Origin of the sequence: Nocardia sp. bgisy134 (assembly GCF_965341865.1) — a bacterium.
GTDB lineage: Bacteria > Actinomycetota > Actinomycetes > Mycobacteriales > Mycobacteriaceae > Nocardia.
Genome location: NZ_CBDQZP010000012.1, coordinates 166,806 through 184,699, shown reverse-complemented (window position 1 = coordinate 184,699; position 17,894 = coordinate 166,806). Strand labels below are relative to the sequence as shown.

Sequence of the window (17,894 nt, the reverse complement as noted above, 5' to 3'; positions counted from 1 at the left end):
CGACCCGCCCGGTCGGCCCGTTTAGTGCCCGCGCGGCGGGGCAGACGGTGAGTGTCGACCGTCCCGATCGAAGGAGTCGCGATGACCGATCTCGCAGCGGATGCCGTACGTGGTGTTTTCTCCCGGGTGGCGAGATTGCGCCACGCTCGGGTCTTGTATCCGAACGGGTTGCGACTGTCCGGGCGGTTGCACGCCGAACCCGAGTACGAGTGGTTGTTCGGGACGGGGGAGCGCGCCGTGCTGGCGCGATTGTCCAAGGGCATCGGCACCCCGGCCGGGCTGCCGGACGTGCTCGGACTCGCGCTGCGGGTGCTCGACCGCGACGAGCATCCGTGGGACTTCGTGCTGGCGACCACCGGCCGCAGCGCGCTCGGCCGCTTCGTGATCACCCCCGCGCGCAGCTGGCGCACGGCCAGGTACGGCTGCCTGATGCCCTATCGCCTCGGCGACTCCGCGCCGACCTGGATCTTCGCCGAGCCCGACGACCGCCAGCCCGAGACGCCGTCCCTCGACCAGCTGGCCGACCACCTGCGTGACGAGCCCGCCACGTTCGTGCTCTGGGCGAGCGCGATCGGCAGCCCGGAGCGCAAGCTCGCCGAGGTGGTGCTGCACCCGGCCGACCCCGGCGACTACCGGACGGACTTCTTCGACCCGATGACCGACCATCCCGACGAGGTGCGCATTCTGCCCGAGGTGATCGGGAGGGTGCGTGAACTCGCCTATGTGGGCAGCCGCAGCGGCCGTGGCGAACAGCCGTGAACGCGGCGCGACCGGCCTGCGGGTCGTTGCGGGTGGCCGCGCCGCTCCGGCTGACCGCGCTGCTGTCGCTGGTCGCGATGGCGGCCGCGTGCGGCAACGATGTCGTGGAGGAGCCGGTCGTGCCGCCCGGCCCGCCGCCGATCCCCGCCGTCACCATGACGATCGAGAACCTCACCTATCCGGGCACGCCGCCGATCACGCCCGGCGCGCAGATCACGGTGGTGAATAACGATCTGGTGATGCACAGCATCACCAGCAAACGGCCCGGGCTGTTCGATTACGACATCGCTCCCGGTCAGACAGTCACCTTCCGCGCGCCGGTCGACGTCGGCTCGCACCCGTTCTTCTGCAGATACCACGGGCTGATGGACGGATGGCTCAGCGTGCGGGAGCCACTGGGCTCCGAACCCGTCCATTGACGAGAGTCGAGCGTCGATCGATATCGGCCAGCGCGCCCGCGCGGGCGAAGGCGTCGTGCCCGAGCCAGCCGTCACCCGACCCTCAGTTCCGCGCGGAAGCCTTGCGCAGCAAGAGCATTCGCTCCCGTTCGTTCTCCGTCAGCCGGGCGGCCGTCTGAAATGCCGTGCGCGCCTGCTCACGACGACCGAGCCGGGCGAGCAGTTCGCCGTGGGTAGCGTGCAGCAAGTGGTAGTCGGCGAGGCGGCCGTCGGCGATCAAGCCGTCCACGATGGACAGTGCGGCGGCTGGTCCGCGGGTCATGGACAGCGCGACGGCGCGGTTGAGTGTCACCACGGGGGAGGGGTGCAGCCTGCCGAGCGCGTCGTAGAGCAGCACGATGTGCTCCCAGTCGGTGTCGGCGACCGAAGCGGCCACCGCGTGGCATTCGGCGATCCCGGCTTGCAGCGCGTAGGGGCCGCGACCGCGCCCCAGGTCGTCGCAGCGCGCCAAAGCGGCTCGCCCGCGGACGATACCGCCGCGATCCCAGCGCCGCCGGTCCTGATCGGCCAACAGCACCGGATCGCCGTGCGCGTCCAGCCGCGCGGGGAAGCGGGCGGCGGTCAGCTCCATCAGCGCGAGCAGGCCGTGCACCTCTGGCTCGCGTGGCACGAGCCCCGCGAGAATACGGCCGAGCCGCAACGCTTCCCGGCTCAGCTCCGGACGCATCCACTCTGATCCCGTTGCGGCGGTGTGCCCTTCGTTGAACATCAGATACAGCACCGCGAGCACGGCGCCGAGCCGCTGTTCGAACTGTGTCCGCGGCGGCAACTCGAAGGGCGCCTTGGCCGCGGCGAGGGTCTTCTTGGCGCGCACGATCCGCTGCTGCACCGTGGCCACCGGAAGCAGACAGGCCCGGGCGACCTCCGCGCTCGACAGCCCGCCGATCACCCGCAACGTCAGCGCGACCTGCGCGGGCTTGGACAGCACCGGGTGACACGCGATGAACACCAGCCGCAGCAGGTCGTCGTCGATGGCGTCGGGGTCCCAAGGCAATTCGGGCTCGTGTCCCTCGGCGCCCTCGGTCGCGAGTTCGCGCGCGATCGCCGCCAGCCGCTCGTCGTACCGCTGTTGCCTGCGCCAGCCGTCGACGGCGCGACGTTTCGCGACCGTGGTGAGCCACGCCGCCGGATTCTTCGGCACCCCGCTGTGCGGCCACCGGGCGAGCGCGTCGGCGAGCGCTTCCTGGGCGAGGTCCTCGGCGGCGCCGAAATCCCCGACCGCGCGCGTCAGCGTCGCGATGATCCGCCCGGCCTCGATCCGCCAGACCGCCGCGACCGAGCGCCGCACCGACTCCACATCGGAATTCGCGCGGCGCTCCGGCCCGGTCTCGGTCATTCGTCAGCCCTTGCGCTGCTCGAGCTCTTCGCGCCACACGGCCTCTTTGCGAATCCACTCGTTGTCCGCGGGGAAGTCCTCCATTTCGTGGACGCGGCGGACTTCCATCTTCGAGCCGGGGCCGAGCGGCGCTCGCTTGGCCCATTCGATCGCTTCCTCCTTGGAGGACACGTCGAGGATCCAGAATCCGCCGAACAGTTCCTTCGTCTCGCCGTACGGTCCATCGGTGACCATCGGCGGATCCTCGTCGTAGTCGACGACGAAGCCCTGTTCGGGTTCGGCGAGTCCCTCGCCGCCCACCACGACGCCCGCCTTCATCAGGGCCTCGTTGTACTTGCCCATGGACTCGATGATCTCCTCGAACGGCACTTTCTCGGCCGCCTCCAGCGCCTCGTCCGTCGAGCGCATGATCAGCATGTACTTCACGAATCACTCCTTCCGTCGGGGCCGTACTTCGACCCTCCCATCGATGACGTCGAACGAGAAGATGCCGGATCGACACCCTCCGCGAATTCTTTTCCGCGGATTCTCGGCGGGCCCGGCGCATCGTCTTTCCCGCGTGCGGCGCCCGCCTCGGTCGAACGTGCCGGGCAGCCATGTTGCGGGCGCTGTACTTTCGACGGAATGAGTGCGTTGTTGGGCCGGACTTTTCGCCGGGTGCAGCAGGTGGATCACGCGGTGACCGGTGCGGTGGCACGGATTCCGATGTCGGCGGTGGACCGGGGCATGGTGCGGTTGACCCGGGCGGCGGATCGCGGTCTGCTGTGGACGGTCGTCGCGGCGGCGCTCGCCACCCGCCAGGGCGCGACGCGCCGGGCCGCGCTGCGCGGCTTGGTGTCCGTGGCCGCGACCAGCGTGACCGTCAACGTGGTGCTCAAGTCGCTGATCGCCCGCCGCAGGCCCGCCGCCCAGTTGCTGCCGCCGCACCGGCGACTTGTCCGGGTGCCGACCTCCTCGTCGTTCCCGTCCGGGCACAGCGCGAGCGCCGTCGCGTTCGCCACGGCCGTCGCGCTGGAGAGCCCGCGCACCGCGGTGGTGGTGGCGCCGCTGGCCGCCACGGTCGCCTACTCCCGTATCCACACCGGTGTGCACTGGGGCTCGGATGTGGTCGTCGGCGCGGCCGTCGGCGCCGGGGTGGCGATGGCTTCGCGCCGCTGGTGGCCGGTGCGCGAGTCCGACGAGGCGGCGGCCACCGCGGTGCGCGAGGTGCCGATGCTAGTCGAGGGCAAAGGGCTTGTCGTGCTGGTGAATCCGGTCTCGGGCGATCCCTACTACGATCCGACCGACGACATCGCCGCGGCGCTGCCCGCGGCGACGGTGCTGCGCACCGAGCCGGGCCGCGACTGCGTCGAGCAGTTCGAGGAGATCCTGGCCGCGCGCACCGAGCGGGCGTCGGCGGTGGGCGCCGCGGGCGGTGACGGAACGATCGCCGCGGCGGCGGCCGTCGCGCTGCGGTACGACCTGCCGCTGGTCGTCGTCCCCACCGGCACCCTGAACCATTTCGCCCGTGACCTCGGGGTCTACGACCTGCGCGAGGTGGTCGACGCGACCGGCGCGGGCGAAGCGGTCTCGGTCGACATCGCGAGCGTGGAACTGGAGACGGAAGACGGCGCGCGCACCCACTATCTGATCAACACCGCCAGCCTCGGCGCCTACCCGGACCTGGTGCGGCTGCGCGAGAAATGGCAACCGCGGTGGGGTAAATGGCCCGCGTTCGCCGCCGCCCTCGTGGTCGTGCTGCGCCGCGCGCAGCCGGTCCGGATCCGGCTGAACGAGACCTGGCACGACGTGTGGTTCCTGTTCATCGGCAACGGCGCCTACCATCCGCGCGGTGCGGTGCCCGCGTTCCGCGCTCGACTCGACGACGGCCTGCTCGACGTGCGCTGGCTGCGCGCCGATCTGCGGTTCTCTCGTACCAGGGCGGTGCTCGCCCTGCTGCTGGCCGCGATCGGGCGCAGCAAGGTCTACAACGAACTACAGGTGCCCGAGCTGATCGTGCAGGTGCGCGATCCGGAAGCGGTGGCGGCCGACGGCGAAGTGCTCGGCGAGGCGCGCAGGCTGCGCTTCTCGGTGGCGGGCCAGGTCGCCGCCTACCGCCGCGACGAGGACAACCCCCGGTGGGCGGAGCGCCCGCGGCCACATCACCGCAGACCGTTCCGCTGGGGAGCGTGATTCGCACCGGCGACAATCGCCGCGGGGTCGGCACTGTGCGCTCCAGACTGCCGAGCCGGTCGCCGTTTCCGTTGCCCGTCAGGCGTTCACGGCTTCGGCCAGACGCGGTAGCTGCCGCAGCGGGTTGTGCCGTTCCACTTCCATGCGCTGATCGGCATCGAAGATCTCGCTGAGCCCGGGGGCGGGGTCGTGGTCGCCGGTCTGCGGGAGGGTGGCCGCGCTGAACGGCCAGTCCGAGCCGAAGACGATGTGGTCGCGGCTCGTCACGGCGAGCACGCTGGCCATCGCGGCGGGGAAGCCGCTCAGCGCGGTGTCGAAGTAGAAACGCGAGATCTGGTGCTGGATATCGAGAATGGAGGGCTTGGGCAGGTCCTGCGGCCACAGCTCGCCGAGCACCGTCTGCGAGGCGACGCTGATGCGGTGCGACAGGAACGGCACGGTGCCGCCCGCGTGGGAGAGCTGGAACCGGATGTCCGGGTAGCGCTGGGTCGTGCCGGTGACCATCATCATGGTCGCCGCGCGGGTGGTGTCGAAGGTGAACTCCTCCATGAAATCCGGAAGGGGGAGTTCGGGTTTCGCGTCGGCGGGGATGGCGGCCGGGTGCACGAAGACGAAGGCGCGGCGCTGGTTCAGCGCGATCATCAACGGTTCGAACCGGGGATCGCCGAGATAGACACCGTCGTAGGCCGAGAGCAGCACCACGCCGTCGAGGCGCAGGGTGTCGAGGGCGTGGATCGCCTCGTCGATCGAGGCCGCGATGTCCGGCATCGGCAGCACGGCGAAGGCGCCGAAGCGGGAGGGGTGGGTCCTGATCAGCTGGGCTGCGTAGTCGTTGCAGTAGCGGGCCAGGTCGTTGGCCTCCGCGCCGCGCAGGAACGAGACGCCGGGATCGGAGACCGACAGCGCCTGCGCCTGGATCCCGTAGTAGTCCATGAAAGCGATGGCCTCGTCGGGCGACCACGTGGGCGTCGGGTAGCCGCCGATGGTGAAGTGGCCGTGGGCGAGCAGCGCCGCCCGATAGTCCGGCGGCAGGACATGCGCGTGCAGATCGATGCGATAGGTACCGCTCGGCGCGGGCTGCCTGCGCGCGGGTACGGCTTCGGCGCGCGCGGGCGAGAAGCCCGGCGCGGCGGCGAGCGCGGCGACGCCGGCCGCTGCGCTACCGAGAGCGCGCCGACGGGAGAAGGATGGCACTACCACGGGCCTCACTTCCTCGTGAGTTCGAGCGCGATGTCGACGATCATGTCTTCCTGGCCGCCGACCAGGCCCCGCCGTCCCGCCTCGGTGAGCAGCGTGCGGACATCGACACCGTAAGTGGCCGAGGCGTTTTCGGCGTGCCGCAGGAAGCTGGAGTACACCCCGGCATAACCGAGGGCGAGCGTCTCCCTGTCGACCTGCACGGGCCGGTCCATGAGCGGGCGGACGAGGTCGTCGGCGGCGTCGGTGAGCGCGTCGAGATCCGCGCCGTGCTTCCAACCGGTGAGGTCGGCGACCGCGACGAAGGCCTCCAGCGGCGTATTGCCCGCACCCGCGCCGAGCCCGGCCAGCGAGGCGTCGACCCGGGTGACGCCCTCCTCGACGGCGATGACGCTGTTGGCGACGGCCAGCGAAAGATTCTGGTGCGCGTGAATGCCGATCTCGGTGTCCGGATCGAGCACGGCGCGGTAGGCGCGCACCCGCTGGCGCACACCGCTCATGGTGAGCCGCCCACCGGAATCGGTGACGTAGACGCAGTGCGCGCCGTAGGACTCCATCAGCCGCGCCTGCTGGGCCAGCCCGGCCGGGCTGTTCAGGTGGCTCATCATCAGGAAGCCGGAGACGTCCATGCCGAGCTCGCGGGCGTAGGCGATGTGCTGCGCGGCGATGTCGGCCTCGGTGCAATGGGTCGCCACCCGCACCGACCGCACGCCGAGCTCGTAGGCGCGGCGCAGATCCTCGATGGTGCCGATGCCGGGCAGCAACAGGGTGGTCAGCCGGGCGGTGGTGAGCGCTTCGGCCGCGGCGGCGAGCCATTCCCAGTCGGTGTTGCTGCCCGGTCCGTAAGTGAGGCTGCCGCCGGACAGGCCGTCGCCGTGCGCGACCTCGATCGCGTCGACGCCCGCCGCGTCGAGGGCGGCGGCGACGGTGGCGACCGTTCGCGGGGTGATGCGGTGGCGCAGCGCGTGCATGCCGTCCCGCAGCGTGACGTCCTGGAGGAAAACCTGGGTCATCGCACTGCCTCCCTGACTCGGGCGATCTGTTCGGCGACGCGCAGCGCCGCGGAGGTCATGATGTCGAGATTCCCGGCATAGGCGGGCAGATAGTGGGCGGCGCCCTCGACTTCGAGGAACACCGACACCTGGTGCGTCACCGGACGGTCGCCGACCAGCGTGCGCACGGGCGCGTCCGGCGGCAGCGGCGTGATCTGGATGTCCTGCTTCAGCCGGTAGCCGGGGACGTACGCCGCGACGGACGCGACCATGTCCCGGATCGATTGCCGCACCGCGTCTTCGGCGTTCCGGTCCGGATCGTCGATGAGCGCGAGCACCGTGTCGCGCATGATCAGCGGCGGTTCGGCCGGGTTGAGCACGATGATGGCCCTGCCCCGTTCGGCGCCGCCGACCGCGGCGATCGCCGCGCTGGTGGTCTCGGTGAATTCGTCGATGTTCGCGCGGGTTCCCGGCCCCGCCGACTTCGAGGCGATGGACGCGACGATCTCGGCGTAGGGGACCGGCGTGACGCGGGAGATGGCGGCGACGATCGGAATGGTGGCCTGCCCACCGCAGGTGACCATGTTGACGTTGCCCGCGTCGAGGTGGGCGTCGAGATTGACGGCGGGGACGACGAACGGCCCGATCGCGGCGGGGGTGAGGTCGATCAGCCGTTTGCCGTGCGGGGCGAGGGCTTCGGCGTTGGCGAGATGCGCGCGCGCCGAGGTGGCGTCGAAGACGATGTCGATCTCGGCGAAATCGGGCATGGCGATGAGGCCATGCACACCGTCGGCGGTGGTGGGCACCCCGAGACGCGCCGCCCGAGCCAGACCGTCGGAGGCGGGATCGATGCCGACCATCGCGGCCATCTCCAGGGTGTCCGAGAGGCGCAGCACCTTGATCATCAGATCGGTGCCGATATTGCCCGAGCCGATGACGGCTACCTTGGTGCGGGTCATGCGGTTTCCTCTCTGATGAAGTCGACGGTGCCGAGGGTTCTGGTGCCGCAGCTGATTTCGGAGTGGACGTGCGCGCCGGGACGTAAGGGCGCCATCGGTCCGAGCGCGCCGGAGAGCACGATCTCGCCCGCGCGCAGCGGATCCCCCAGGGCGCGCGCGGTCTGGGCCAGCCACGCCAACGCGTTCAGCGGGTCGCCCAGACACGCGGAACCGGTTCCGGTGGAGACGATCTCACCGTCTACACGCATGCTCATGTCGACTTCCCACGGCTCGAAATCGGCAACGGAGAGCTGTCGCTCGCCGAGCACGAACCATCCGCTGGACGCGTTGTCGGCGACGGTATCGCCGAAGGTGATGTCCCACCGCGCGATTCGGCTGTCGACGATCTCCAGCGCGGCGACGGCGTAGTCCACCGCGTCGCGCACGCTGACGGCGTCGAGGTCGTCGGCGTCGAGATCGGCGGCCAGCACGAAGGCCAGTTCCGCCTCGATCTTGGGTTGCAGCAGGCGCGGGCGGTCGGCCGCCGGAGTGCGAACGTCCATGTCGGCGAACAACACTCCGAAGTCCGGCTGATCGACGCCCAGCTGCCGCTGCACGGCGGGCGCGGTGAGACCGATCTTGCGGCCCACCACGCGCGCGCCGGATTCGACGCGCCGGCGGACGCCGAGCCGCTGGACCGCGTACGCCGCGTCGATGTCGTCGCTGCCGATGAGGTCGCGCACGGGCGCGGCGGGCGCTCCGGTGCGCGCGGCCTCGGCGAGCCGTTCGGCGGCGGCCAGGACCGCGGGGCTCTCGGTCACGGTCGAGGTCATCGGGACTCCTCGTAGTCGGGGGTGGTCACGTGCTCCACGGTGAGCTCGGGTTCGGGCGTCCGGCCTGGGCCGGTGCGCAGGTCCAGCCTGCGCACCAGTTCCGCGACCAGCGCGGTGGTGTGGCCGCGCCGGGCGGTTCCGAAGACGAAGCGGTCGGGCCGCAGTACCAGCACGTCGCCGTGGCGGACACCGGCCTTCCCGAACCAGCGCGACAGTTCGCCGGTGTGGTCTTCGATATCGGCCACCTGGTCGTTGTCGCCCCGCCCGTCACCGGGGCTGCCCTGGGGACGGCCGCCGAGGGGATAGACGGTGACGAAATGGCTGTCGAGACCGTCGAGCACGACCAGGTCGTCGGCGGTGCACGCCGCACGGGGGTCGACGCCGTGGCCGAGCACCGCGAAGCCGAGTCCGAGGACGTCGTCGAGGCGGCGGTGCCTGCCGTCGTAGGTGCGCACCTCCGGTTGCGGAGCGAGGGTGCCTTCGACCCCGCGAAGACCGCGCCGAGGCAGACCCAGATAGGCGTCGCGGCGGAACCGGGGTTCCGGCTTCATCTTCGCCCCGCGGATCCAGCCGCCGAGCCCCGGCACCCGCAACGCGGCGGTGAGCGCGATGTCACGGACGCGGGCCGCCACCGGATTGTTCACGGAGACGAGGTTCTTCATCCACACCGACATGGTGATCATCGCTGTGGCATGCGGGCGGCGCTCGGATTCGTAGCTGTCCAGGATCGCCGGGTCGGCGCCGTGGCGCAGGATCGCGGTCAGCTTCCAGGACAGGTTGTCCGCGTCGCGCACACCGGAATTCATGCCCTGACCGATGAATTGGGGCGTCATGTGCGCGGCGTCGCCGGCCAGCAGGATGCGTCCGTCGCGCCAGCGGTCCGCGACGACCGCGTTGAAGGTGTACACGAGTTTGCGCAGGACCTCGACCTCATCGGGGTTCACGAAACGCGAGATGTGCGCCCGGACGTTGCCGGGGTCCTCCATCTCCTCCTTGGTCTGGGTCTCGCGGAGCATGAACTCGAAACGGTGGTGCCCGCCGGGCTGCGGACAGGACACGATCGGCAGTTCGGGCTCGCAGACGAAGTTGAAGTACGGCAGGTGCCGGAACGCGTCCACACCGTCCTTGGCTTTCAGATCCACCACCAGCCAGCGCTCCGGGAAGCTGGTGCCGGTCATCTCGATGCCCAAGCGTGTGCGCACCACGCTGCGGCCGCCGTCGCAGCCGACGAGGTACCGCGCACGCACCTGCTCGGAAGTCGTGGGGTCGGGCTCGGTCTGCTTTTTGCCGTAGCCGGTGCCCGCGCTGGCGGCGTGCTCGACGCCGACACCCGAGGCGTCCTGGTCGAAGTCGACGACCTCGCGGCCGCGTCGCACGGTGACGTGCGGGTAGCGCGCGAGCGCGCGTTCGAGGCTGTTCTCCAGGTAAGGCTGGTAGAGGAAGTTCACCACCGGCCAGCCGAGGGGCCGCTCGACCTGGTTGAACTGCGCGAGCAGCTTCCCATCGGAGCGCACCCATTGGACCGTGGAATCGAGGTTCATGTCGGCGGCCAATTCGTCTGCCGCACCGGCGGTCTGGAAGATGCGCATGCCCTCGTCGTCGGTGTAGACCGCGCGGGCGAGGCCGTAGTACTCCGGTTCCCGCTCCAGCACCAGCACGCGCACGCCGCGGCGGCCGAGCAGGTTGGCCAGGGTCAGTCCGGTCGGCCCGAGTCCGACGACCACGACGTCGTAGTCGAATTCGTTCATCGCGGCAGTCCTTCCGAGAGTTGCGGCACGGTGATCTCCGGCGTGCGCACCGTCTCGACGGCGCAGCGGAACTGGGCGAGCTTGTCCACCACTGTCTGCCCGACCGTGCTGTGGCCCCAGAGGCTGATGCCCTGATAGGTGCTCGGTTCCCAGGTCGACTCGAGTTCGGGCGTGATGACGATCGGATTCCAGCCGACCTCGAGTTCGAAACCGGACGGTGTCACCGAGTAGTAGGACAGCTCACGGTCGTTGGTATGCTGGCCGACCGACCACGCCATGCGGAACCCGAGATCGGTGACGCGCTGGAAGGAGGCGAGCATGTCGTCCAAGGTCGCGGACTGAATGTTGATGTGCTGCACTCGCGTTCGGATCGGATCGATCTTCACGCCGCGAATGTTGGCGATCGCGATCGAATGGTGGCGCTCGTTGACCCGCAGGAAGCGGATCTTCATCGTCAGTCCGGAGATGTTCTCGTCGATGTAATCGGACAGGCGCGAATCGAAGACGGTGTGGTAGTAGCCGCGCATCGCCTCCGGCTCCCTGGAGACGATCGCGACGTGCCCCATGCCCGCCTCGCCGGTGATCCACCCGGAACTCAGCATGCGCAGCGGCTCCGGCGTGGTCACCGCGGTGGTGAAGATCTCGGTGACAATGCCTTTCGGCCCGGGGAAGCGCCAGAGCCGCTCGACGCCGCGCAGAGCCGCCTGCTCGGGCGTGCCCTCCTCGATCGGGACGCCGCGGTCGGCGATCCGGGCGACGATCCGGTCGAACGTCTCGTGATCGTCGACCTGCCAGCCCAGCGCCGTCACGTCCTCGGCAGGGCCGCGCTCGATGAGAAAGCGACAGGACCGGTCGTCGAGCCGGAAGCGCAGCGAATCGGTGTCCAGTCGGTCGACGTGCATCCCGATCGCCAAGGCGCCGAAGCGATCCCAGTCGGTGAGGCGCTGCGACTGGACCACGATGTAGCCCAGGTGCACCGCGCCGAAGACCGAACCGTCGGTGTTCGGCCGCGGGAAGCCGGTCACGGCGTCGCCTCCAGAAACGCGGTCGCCAGCCCGTTGAACAGGTCGGCGCGCTCCCACTGCACCCAGTGGCCGGTCCGCGCGGCCAGGAACAGATCGCAGTTGGGCATGCGATCGGCCAGCATGCGCCCGCCCTCGGGCCGGTTGACCTGGTCTTCGGCGCCCCAGATCACCAGCGTCGGGTTGGTCACGCCGCCGAGCCGGGCGTCCCGGGTGAAATCCATCCGCCACAGCGTCCGCAGCGCGGTGGGGCCGGACGGCCTGCGCAGCGGCGGATTCGCGACGACCTCGGGATCCAGGCTGTCCCGGTACCGCTGGTCGATCAGCTCCTCGGTGATCGCGCTGGCGTCGTAGACCAGGTGCTCGCGCACGAAGGTGGCCAGCTTCTCCCGGCTCGGGCCGTCGCCGCCGTAGTAGGCGAGCAGCGACTGCAAGCCCTTCGTCGGCAGCGCCCGCGTGGTGCCGACGCCGCCGGGGCCCATCAGGATCAGCTTGCCGACCTTCTCCGGCCGGTCCATCGCCAGCCGCAGCGCGGCGGCGCCGCCGTAGGAGTTGCCGACCAGGTGCGCGCTCGGCAGGTCGAGCGTGTCGAGCAATCCGCCGAGCGCGGACGCGAGATCGCCGAACGGATCGGACTGGTCGAGCCGCTTGCTCGACCGTCCGTACCCGGGCATGTCGGGGACGACGACCCGGAAACGACGCGCCAGCGTCTCGATGTTGCGCGAGTAGTTCGAGAGTCCGGACGCGCCGGGGCCGCCGCCGTGCAGCAGCACGACGGCGGGGCCCGCCCCGAACTCGGTGAAGAAGATGTCGCGGCCGCCGACCCGAACCGTCCGCTCGGCGCCGACCCCCTTGTCGATGCTTGTCACAGCTACCTCCAGCAGTTCATATGATGAAATCATCAGTTACGAGGAAATGTTTTGTCAAGAGAAAATGATGAGAACATCAGAAAAGATGATGACCTCAATGGGAGGTTGGACACGCTGCGGCACGGCGGCGGTGCGATACCGGATCGTCTCTGATTGTTTCGTCAGATACGATTCTCAGGTCGATTCCGAGTGGGAGAAGGACCGATGACCGCCGAACCCGTAGCGCGCAACCGCATCGACCGGCGCCGTGAGCGCACCCGCAACGCTCTGCTCGGCGCGGCGCAGAAGTTCCTCGCGGAGGGTCGTTCCGCGGTCAGCATCCAGGAGATCACCGACGCCGCCGACGTCGGATTCGGTTCCTTCTACAACCATTTCGAGTCCAAGGAGCAGCTGTTCGACGAGGCGGTGCGCTCGGCGCTCCAGGTCTACAGCGAGATGCGCGACGCGATCGTGGCGCTGTACGACGATCCGGCCGAGGTGTTCGCCGTCAGCTTCCGGATGACCGGGCGGTTGCAGCGGCAGGTCCCCGAGATCGTCCGGGTCGTGCTGAACTCCGGCATGTCGATCATGTTGCGGGACGAGGGTCTCGCGCCGCGCGCCCGCCGCGACATCATCGCGGCTCAGGAGGCGGGCCGCTTCGAGCCGATGGACCCCGACCTGGCCGTGATGGCCGCGGGTGGGTCGTTGCTCGGCCTGCTGCAACTGCTGGACGCCCAGCCGGACGCCGACGGCGACGCACTCTCGGACGACATGGCCTTCCATGTGCTGCGCATGTTCGGCATGAACAAGCGAGCGGCGCAGAAGCTCACCTCGACCGAGTTGCCTCCGCTGCCGCAGATCTGAGGGGCGCGGTCAGGGCCGGAAGGCTCGGAGGGTGAGGTCGACGAGCGAGTCGGCGTACTCGGGGGTGAGCGGGCCCGAACGGTGCAGCCAGCGCTGGAAGAGCGGGCCGTAGAGCACCTCCAGCACCAAGTCGAGATCGGCGTCCGCGGCGAGCTGGCCGGCCTGCTGGGCGCTGCGTAAACGGGCCTTCTTGACGTCGTCCATGGGGCCCGCCAGCTTCTCGCGATACTGGGCGGCGAGCTCGGGATCGTTGGCGATCTCGGTGTTCAGCGCGCGGATCGGCCGCTCGAAGTCGGGGTCGGCGAACTCGGCGACCGTCGCGCGCAGGACGAGCTTGAGATCGGCCGCGATATCGCCGGTGTCGGGTAGGGCCATGCCTTGCCCGTCGGCGTCCTCGCCGAGCGCGAGGAACGAGTCGAAGATGACCGCGCCCTTCGACGGCCACCACCGGTAGATCGTCTGTTTGCCGACGCCCGCCCGCGCCGCGATGGCCTCGATCGAGACCTTGGCGTACCCGACTTCGGAGATCAGCGCACGGGTCGCCGCGAGGATCGCCTGCCGTGAACGTTCGCTGCGCCGTGAGCGATCCGGCTTCTCCGCGTTGGACATGACCCGAGACTAGCAGGACAACGAGACGGAACGGTTCGTATTGACAATCGGCCGTCGCCGGTGCACTCTTTAGCGAAACGAGACGGTTCGTCTCGCAGAGAGAAGGGTGACTTTCCATGACGACCGCAAGAGTGTGGTTCATCACCGGCGCTTCGCGGGGCCTGGGCAAGGCGTTCACCGAGGCGGCGCTCGCCGCCGGAGACCACGTGGTGGCCGCCGCCCGCAATATCGAGCCGCTCGCCGCGCTGGCCGCCGACTATCCGGACGAGCTGTTCCCGCTGTCGCTGGACGTTTCCGATCGCAAAGCCGTGTTCGCCGGGGTCGAGCGCGCGATGGCGGTCTTCGGCAGGCTCGACATCGTGGTCAACAACGCGGGCGGGCTGCTGTACGGCATGGTCGAGGAGGCCACCGAGGAGCAGATCCGCGCCCACCTGGACGTGAATTTCCTCGGCGCGGTGTGGGTGGTGCAGGCCGTGCTCCCGCACCTGCGCGCGCAGGGATCCGGTCGCATCCTGCAGGTCACCTCGATGGGCACCAGCGGAGGCATGGCATCCGTCGGCCTCTACGGCGCGGGCAAGGCGGCGCTGGACTCGGTCAGCGAGGCGCTCGCGCGGGAGGTCGAGCGATTCGGCATCAAGGTGACCATCGTGCAGATGGGCGGCTACGCCACGGAGCTGTTCACCGCGGGCATCACCGCGACCGAATCCCTTCCGCACTACGAGGGACTGCGGGCCGAACTCGCCGAGATGTGGGGCGACGACGCGGGTCCCGATCCGAGCACCGCCGCCCCCGTGATCATGGAGCTGGCCGACCTGCCCGACCCGCCCCGCCGCCTCATCGTCGGCGGCCAGTCCTACGACATGGTCCAAGACCTCGACCGGGTGCGCGGCGAGCTGTACCGGGAGTGGGAGCAGCTCAGCCGGATGGCGGCGGGCTGAGTTTCGGCTACGTCAGTCCGCCCGCGGCCGCGACGACCCAGGCGAGTTCGGTCTTGAAGATGTCGCTGTGGGCGCCGGAGGGTGGGCCGCCCGCGGTGACCACATTGGAAGCGTCCAGGTTCAGGATGTGGTGCGTCTGGAACGGATAGGCGGTGCCCGGGCCCTCGAGCACCATCCGGTCGGAGTCGAAGGCGCCGTGCGAACCCATGGCCCGGTACCGGAAGAGCTTGTCCTCGGCCTCGGCCGCGTCGTCACGTGCGGCGAGCGAGGCGAGCGGGTACATGACGCCGAGCGCCGAGTCGTGACTCGAAAAGCACACCGACAGTGGGCCGTCCAGCCTGGCGAGGCGGCCCGCGAGCGCGCCGCCACCGTCGCGGAACGGCAGGGCGTCGGTGAAGGCAAACCGGGAGAACGCGCCCTGCAACAGGGTGACCGACTTGACCGGTGACCCGTCGGCGTCGCCGAGTCCGTCGAGCGCGTAGGCGACGACGCGGCCGCCGAAGCTGTGGCCGACGAGGTGCACCCGCACACCGCTGTCGCCCGCCGCGAGTTTCGTGACGACCGGGCCGAGCCCGGTGCGACCGACCACGCCCGCGCGGTTCTTCATCTGCCAGTAGCTCAGCTGCCGCAGTGCCTCCTTCGCGCCGTGGAGGCCGCGGGACACGAAGTCGCTGAATGCATTTGCCGCACCCCCGCCGGACTCGAATTGCACGCCGGTGTCGGCGAGCTTGTCGGCGAACTCGGTGAACAGGTCCTCCGGATCGCGGTCGGTGTCGAGCATGCCCGGCTCGTCCACCGGGTTCTCGCCGTCGTCGAATCCCTCCGAAGTGACCGAGTACAAGGAGCGCAGCTGGGTGAACAGCTGTGTGGCCGTCTCGTGCGTCGGCGGCCCGGCGAGCAGCTCGGCGATCGTGTCGAGTTGGGCCGCACCGTCGGGGAAGACGCTCTTCAGGTCGGCGAGGATCTCGGGTTCGAGGGTGGGCGCACCCGCGGGCACGGACGCCGTCGTCCCGAGCGCCGCGGCGCCACCGCCCTCGGTCGGCCGCGGGGTCGGCTCCAGGTCGGGAATCGGCTCGTCGCGCCACAGCTGGGAGGGCCAGAGTATTCCGACGAAACCCACCTTGTGCTCGGTGCCGAGGTGGGCGGAGAGCAGGTCGAACCAGCGCTGGTAGAGCCGAATCGCGGTGTCTTGACCGTTGTTCCAGCCGTGCGAGAACATCACCAGGTCGGTGATGCCGAGCGCCGCGCGCTCCTGGGCCAGCGTGGCGACCAGCTGCTGGTCGGGGTCGCCGTCCTTGTCGAAGATCAGCCGCCAGAACGGGCGGCCCGCGATGATATCGGTCATTGTCGCAGTCCTTCCGGGAGTTTCACACTGACTGCAGGGCGCGCATGAGATCGACGAGTCCGCCGCCCTGGAACGCGCGATCGCGGTTGAGCGAGGTCGCCGACTCGACGAAGATACGCTTGACGGCTTCGGGATCGCCGATGAACTCGCGCTGCACCGAGAGGAACGCCGCGACCGCGCCGGAGACGTGCGGGGCGGCCATGCTGGTGCCGGTGTTCTCGACATAGATCGCCATGCCGTCGACGCCGTGCTCGAGCGTGCGCTCGACCGGCAACAGCATCTCGCCCGCGGCGGCCGAGGCGATCCGCTCGCCGGGCGCGACGAGATCGGGTTTGCACCGCCCGTCCGCGGTCGGTCCGCGCGACGAGAAGTACGAGATGCCATACGAATGCGGCGCGTCCTTGTGCGTGGAACCGACGGTGATGGCGCGCTCGGCGTTGCCGGGGTCGTTGATGGTCATCGCCGCGCTGAATTTCTTCACGTCCGACATCTTCGGATCGAGCGTGATGTAGGCGGAGTTGCCCGCGGCGACCACCACGACGACGCCGGAGCGCACGAGCTTGTCCACCTCGAGGCACAGCGGGCTGCGTCCGCAGCCGAACCACTCGGGATCGAATTCGTAACCGAGACTGAGGTTCACGCCGTGGATGCGGGACAGCTTCCCGCCTGCGGCGTTGACCTCACGGACGTGGGCGAGCGCCTCGATCACCCGCGTGGTGCGTGCGACGAGATTGCCGCCGCCGCCGAGTACCTTGAGGCTCACCAGCTTCGCACGCGGAGCGACGCCTGCGAGGGTCGCCGGGCTGCCGACCGGTCGGGGTTTCACGATCGGCAGGCCCGGTTCGGCCACGTTGAACCGGCGCTCGGTGACGAGGATCTGGTCGGGGTTACCGTCCCAGAGCTGGAGTCCGCCCGCGATGATGCCTGCGACGTGGGTGCCGTGCCCGCTCTCGTCGTGCAGCGGGTCGCCGTGCGGATCGGTGAAATCCTTGTGCAGGCCGAGCAGCGCCGGGTCGTCGAGCGTGTGGTAGCCCTGAAAGTGTGGATGGTCGCCTTGGATGCCGGAATCGATGACGGCCCAGACGATTCCGTCGCCGTAGCTGTTGAACGATCGCTGCGCGGCCGTGGCCTTGATCGTCCTGGCGGAGGTATCGATCTGCGCGCGGATCTCGAAGTCGGGCCAGATGCGGTAGATCGCGCGGTCGGGCCAGTCGATACCGACGGCGTCGGCCGCGACAAGTCCTTCGATCTGGGTCGTGGTGAGCTCGCCGACCGCGTACTCGTCGGCGAGCCCACGCGGTACGCCGTCGGCGTCGACGTACTGCCACAGCTGCTCGACACGGGCGATCGCCGACCGCGCCCCGCCGCGGAAACGCAGGTTCAACTCGATCATCACGGGAATCGGCTCGCGCGAACGTTCGGGGCGTCCGTCGCGCTTGGCGAACTGTTCCCGCAACGGTGGCGTGAGCACTCCCGCGAGAAGCAGGTCGGAGCTCGGCTCGGCGACGCCGAGCTCGCGTTCGGGCACCTCGCGCGACCGTGTGCAGGCGGCGGGGAACGCCTCCTCGCCCGCCGCGGTCAGGCGCATGGCGTCGACGAGCCCCCGTGCGGTGAGCTCGGCCAGCGCCTCGGTGACCCGGTGATGCCAGGCGGGCTTGTCCGCCTCGTACAGCCGCGCCTGCGCATCGAATCGCGACGCGAACCGGGCGGCGACCATCGTCAGCACCGCCTGCTCGCTGATCTTGACGTACAGCGAGGAGAGCTCGCCGAGGGCGCAGAGCACACGGTCGGTCCAGAGCGAGTCGTCGCTCATGACGCGCCGCGGTCGCCTGGGG

The 17,894-nt window shown here is 69.7% G+C and carries 17 protein-coding genes; 5 read left to right on the top strand and 12 right to left on the bottom strand.

Going from position 1 to position 17,894, the window contains the following annotated elements; all coding sequences use genetic code 11:
- The first annotated feature begins 81 nt into the window (after window positions 1–81).
- Together ACRWNM_RS22090 and ACRWNM_RS22085 are read left to right on the top strand one after the other, a co-directional pair.
- Window positions 82–759: a phosphodiesterase gene (locus tag ACRWNM_RS22090; RefSeq protein ID WP_431969958.1), complete on the top strand. Its 678-nt coding sequence runs from the start codon at window positions 82–84 to the stop codon at window positions 757–759.
- Between the two features lie 26 nt (window positions 760–785).
- A complete protein-coding gene (locus ACRWNM_RS22085; RefSeq protein WP_431969957.1) occupies window positions 786–1,178 on the top strand; it encodes a hypothetical protein in 393 nt (130 codons plus the stop codon).
- A gap of 82 nt (window positions 1,179–1,260) precedes the next feature.
- On the opposite strand, the gene ACRWNM_RS22080 is transcribed toward ACRWNM_RS22085, so the two are convergent.
- Together ACRWNM_RS22080 and ACRWNM_RS22075 are read right to left on the bottom strand one after the other, a co-directional pair.
- Window positions 1,261–2,553, bottom strand: a complete 1,293-nt coding sequence (locus ACRWNM_RS22080; RefSeq protein ID WP_431969956.1) for an RNA polymerase sigma factor — start codon at window positions 2,551–2,553, stop codon at window positions 1,261–1,263.
- Between the two features lie 3 nt (window positions 2,554–2,556).
- Window positions 2,557–2,979, bottom strand: a complete 423-nt coding sequence (locus ACRWNM_RS22075) for a YciI family protein (RefSeq protein WP_431969955.1) — start codon at window positions 2,977–2,979, stop codon at window positions 2,557–2,559.
- Window positions 2,980–3,177: 198 nt separating this feature from the next.
- Here ACRWNM_RS22075 and ACRWNM_RS22070 point away from each other — a divergent pair, with 198 nt between their 5' ends.
- Window positions 3,178–4,725: a bifunctional phosphatase PAP2/diacylglycerol kinase family protein gene (locus ACRWNM_RS22070; protein WP_431969954.1), complete on the top strand. Its 1,548-nt coding sequence runs from the start codon at window positions 3,178–3,180 to the stop codon at window positions 4,723–4,725.
- A gap of 78 nt (window positions 4,726–4,803) precedes the next feature.
- On the opposite strand, the gene ACRWNM_RS22065 is transcribed toward ACRWNM_RS22070, so the two are convergent.
- The 7 genes from ACRWNM_RS22065 to ACRWNM_RS22035 are packed head-to-tail and all read right to left on the bottom strand — an operon-like array spanning window position 4,804 to window position 12,324.
- Entirely contained in the window at window positions 4,804–5,925 is a 1,122-nt protein-coding gene (locus ACRWNM_RS22065; protein ID WP_431969953.1) for an amidohydrolase family protein, read from the bottom strand.
- Window positions 5,926–5,930: 5 nt separating this feature from the next.
- The gene (gene dmpG / locus ACRWNM_RS22060; RefSeq protein ID WP_431969952.1) at window positions 5,931–6,935 is read right to left on the bottom strand and encodes a 4-hydroxy-2-oxovalerate aldolase; all 1,005 of its coding nucleotides are present in this window, start codon (window positions 6,933–6,935) and stop codon (window positions 5,931–5,933) included.
- Window positions 6,932–7,873, bottom strand: a complete 942-nt coding sequence (locus ACRWNM_RS22055) for an acetaldehyde dehydrogenase (acetylating) (protein ID WP_431969951.1) — start codon at window positions 7,871–7,873, stop codon at window positions 6,932–6,934. The genes dmpG and ACRWNM_RS22055 overlap by 4 nt, the downstream gene beginning before the upstream one ends.
- A complete protein-coding gene (locus ACRWNM_RS22050) occupies window positions 7,870–8,685 on the bottom strand; it encodes a 2-keto-4-pentenoate hydratase (protein WP_431969950.1) in 816 nt (271 codons plus the stop codon). The genes ACRWNM_RS22055 and ACRWNM_RS22050 overlap by 4 nt, the downstream gene beginning before the upstream one ends.
- Complete coding sequence (locus ACRWNM_RS22045; RefSeq protein WP_431969949.1) at window positions 8,682–10,433, bottom strand: bifunctional 3-(3-hydroxy-phenyl)propionate/3-hydroxycinnamic acid hydroxylase; 1,752 nt, start codon at window positions 10,431–10,433, stop codon at window positions 8,682–8,684. Before ACRWNM_RS22045 ends, ACRWNM_RS22050 begins: the two co-directional genes overlap by 4 nt.
- Window positions 10,430–11,458, bottom strand: a complete 1,029-nt coding sequence (locus ACRWNM_RS22040; protein ID WP_431969948.1) for a VOC family protein — start codon at window positions 11,456–11,458, stop codon at window positions 10,430–10,432. Before ACRWNM_RS22040 ends, ACRWNM_RS22045 begins: the two co-directional genes overlap by 4 nt.
- Window positions 11,455–12,324 carry an alpha/beta fold hydrolase gene (locus tag ACRWNM_RS22035; protein ID WP_431969947.1) on the bottom strand — a complete coding sequence of 290 codons (870 nt, stop codon included), beginning with the start codon at window positions 12,322–12,324 and terminating at the stop codon, window positions 11,455–11,457. Before ACRWNM_RS22035 ends, ACRWNM_RS22040 begins: the two co-directional genes overlap by 4 nt.
- Before the next feature lie 204 nt (window positions 12,325–12,528).
- Between ACRWNM_RS22035 and ACRWNM_RS22030 the strand changes: the two genes are divergently transcribed.
- Window positions 12,529–13,167, top strand: a complete 639-nt coding sequence (locus ACRWNM_RS22030; RefSeq protein WP_431969946.1) for a TetR/AcrR family transcriptional regulator — start codon at window positions 12,529–12,531, stop codon at window positions 13,165–13,167.
- 9 nt (window positions 13,168–13,176) lie between these two features.
- Here ACRWNM_RS22030 and ACRWNM_RS22025 read toward each other — a convergent pair whose 3' ends face one another.
- Window positions 13,177–13,776: a TetR/AcrR family transcriptional regulator gene (locus ACRWNM_RS22025; RefSeq protein WP_431969945.1), complete on the bottom strand. Its 600-nt coding sequence runs from the start codon at window positions 13,774–13,776 to the stop codon at window positions 13,177–13,179.
- A 116-nt stretch (window positions 13,777–13,892) separates the two neighbouring features.
- Here ACRWNM_RS22025 and ACRWNM_RS22020 point away from each other — a divergent pair, with 116 nt between their 5' ends.
- Window positions 13,893–14,714 (top strand): SDR family NAD(P)-dependent oxidoreductase, encoded by an 822-nt coding sequence (locus tag ACRWNM_RS22020; protein ID WP_431969944.1) that lies wholly within the window; start codon window positions 13,893–13,895, stop codon window positions 14,712–14,714.
- Window positions 14,715–14,721: 7 nt separating this feature from the next.
- Here the strand turns inward: ACRWNM_RS22020 and ACRWNM_RS22015 are convergent, their stop codons facing one another.
- Both ACRWNM_RS22015 and ACRWNM_RS22010 read right to left on the bottom strand, forming a co-directional pair.
- Complete coding sequence (locus ACRWNM_RS22015) at window positions 14,722–16,059, bottom strand: serine-threonine protein kinase (RefSeq protein ID WP_431969943.1); 1,338 nt, start codon at window positions 16,057–16,059, stop codon at window positions 14,722–14,724.
- 22 nt (window positions 16,060–16,081) lie between these two features.
- Window positions 16,082–17,872 carry a S8 family peptidase gene (locus ACRWNM_RS22010; RefSeq protein WP_431969942.1) on the bottom strand — a complete coding sequence of 597 codons (1,791 nt, stop codon included), beginning with the start codon at window positions 17,870–17,872 and terminating at the stop codon, window positions 16,082–16,084.
- Between the last annotated feature and the right edge of the window lie 22 nt (window positions 17,873–17,894).

Bases quoted from the DNA above. Each gene is read 5' to 3' on its own strand.
- ACRWNM_RS22025 (WP_431969945.1), bottom strand. From the start codon at position 13,776: ATGTCCAACGCGGAGAAGCCGGATCGCTCACGGCGCAGCGAACGTTCA.
- ACRWNM_RS22015 (WP_431969943.1), bottom strand. From the start codon at position 16,059: ATGACCGATATCATCGCGGGCCGCCCGTTCTGGCGGCTGATCTTCGAC.
- dmpG (WP_431969952.1), bottom strand. From the start codon at position 6,935: ATGACCCAGGTTTTCCTCCAGGACGTCACGCTGCGGGACGGCATGCAC.
- ACRWNM_RS22090 (WP_431969958.1), top strand. From the start codon at position 82: ATGACCGATCTCGCAGCGGATGCCGTACGTGGTGTTTTCTCCCGGGTG.
- ACRWNM_RS22070 (WP_431969954.1), top strand. From the start codon at position 3,178: ATGAGTGCGTTGTTGGGCCGGACTTTTCGCCGGGTGCAGCAGGTGGAT.
- ACRWNM_RS22010 (WP_431969942.1), bottom strand. From the start codon at position 17,872: ATGAGCGACGACTCGCTCTGGACCGACCGTGTGCTCTGCGCCCTCGGC.
- ACRWNM_RS22020 (WP_431969944.1), top strand. From the start codon at position 13,893: ATGACGACCGCAAGAGTGTGGTTCATCACCGGCGCTTCGCGGGGCCTG.
- ACRWNM_RS22030 (WP_431969946.1), top strand. From the start codon at position 12,529: ATGACCGCCGAACCCGTAGCGCGCAACCGCATCGACCGGCGCCGTGAG.
- ACRWNM_RS22045 (WP_431969949.1), bottom strand. From the start codon at position 10,433: ATGAACGAATTCGACTACGACGTCGTGGTCGTCGGACTCGGGCCGACC.
- ACRWNM_RS22080 (WP_431969956.1), bottom strand. From the start codon at position 2,553: ATGACCGAGACCGGGCCGGAGCGCCGCGCGAATTCCGATGTGGAGTCG.
- ACRWNM_RS22050 (WP_431969950.1), bottom strand. From the start codon at position 8,685: ATGACCTCGACCGTGACCGAGAGCCCCGCGGTCCTGGCCGCCGCCGAA.
- ACRWNM_RS22055 (WP_431969951.1), bottom strand. From the start codon at position 7,873: ATGACCCGCACCAAGGTAGCCGTCATCGGCTCGGGCAATATCGGCACC.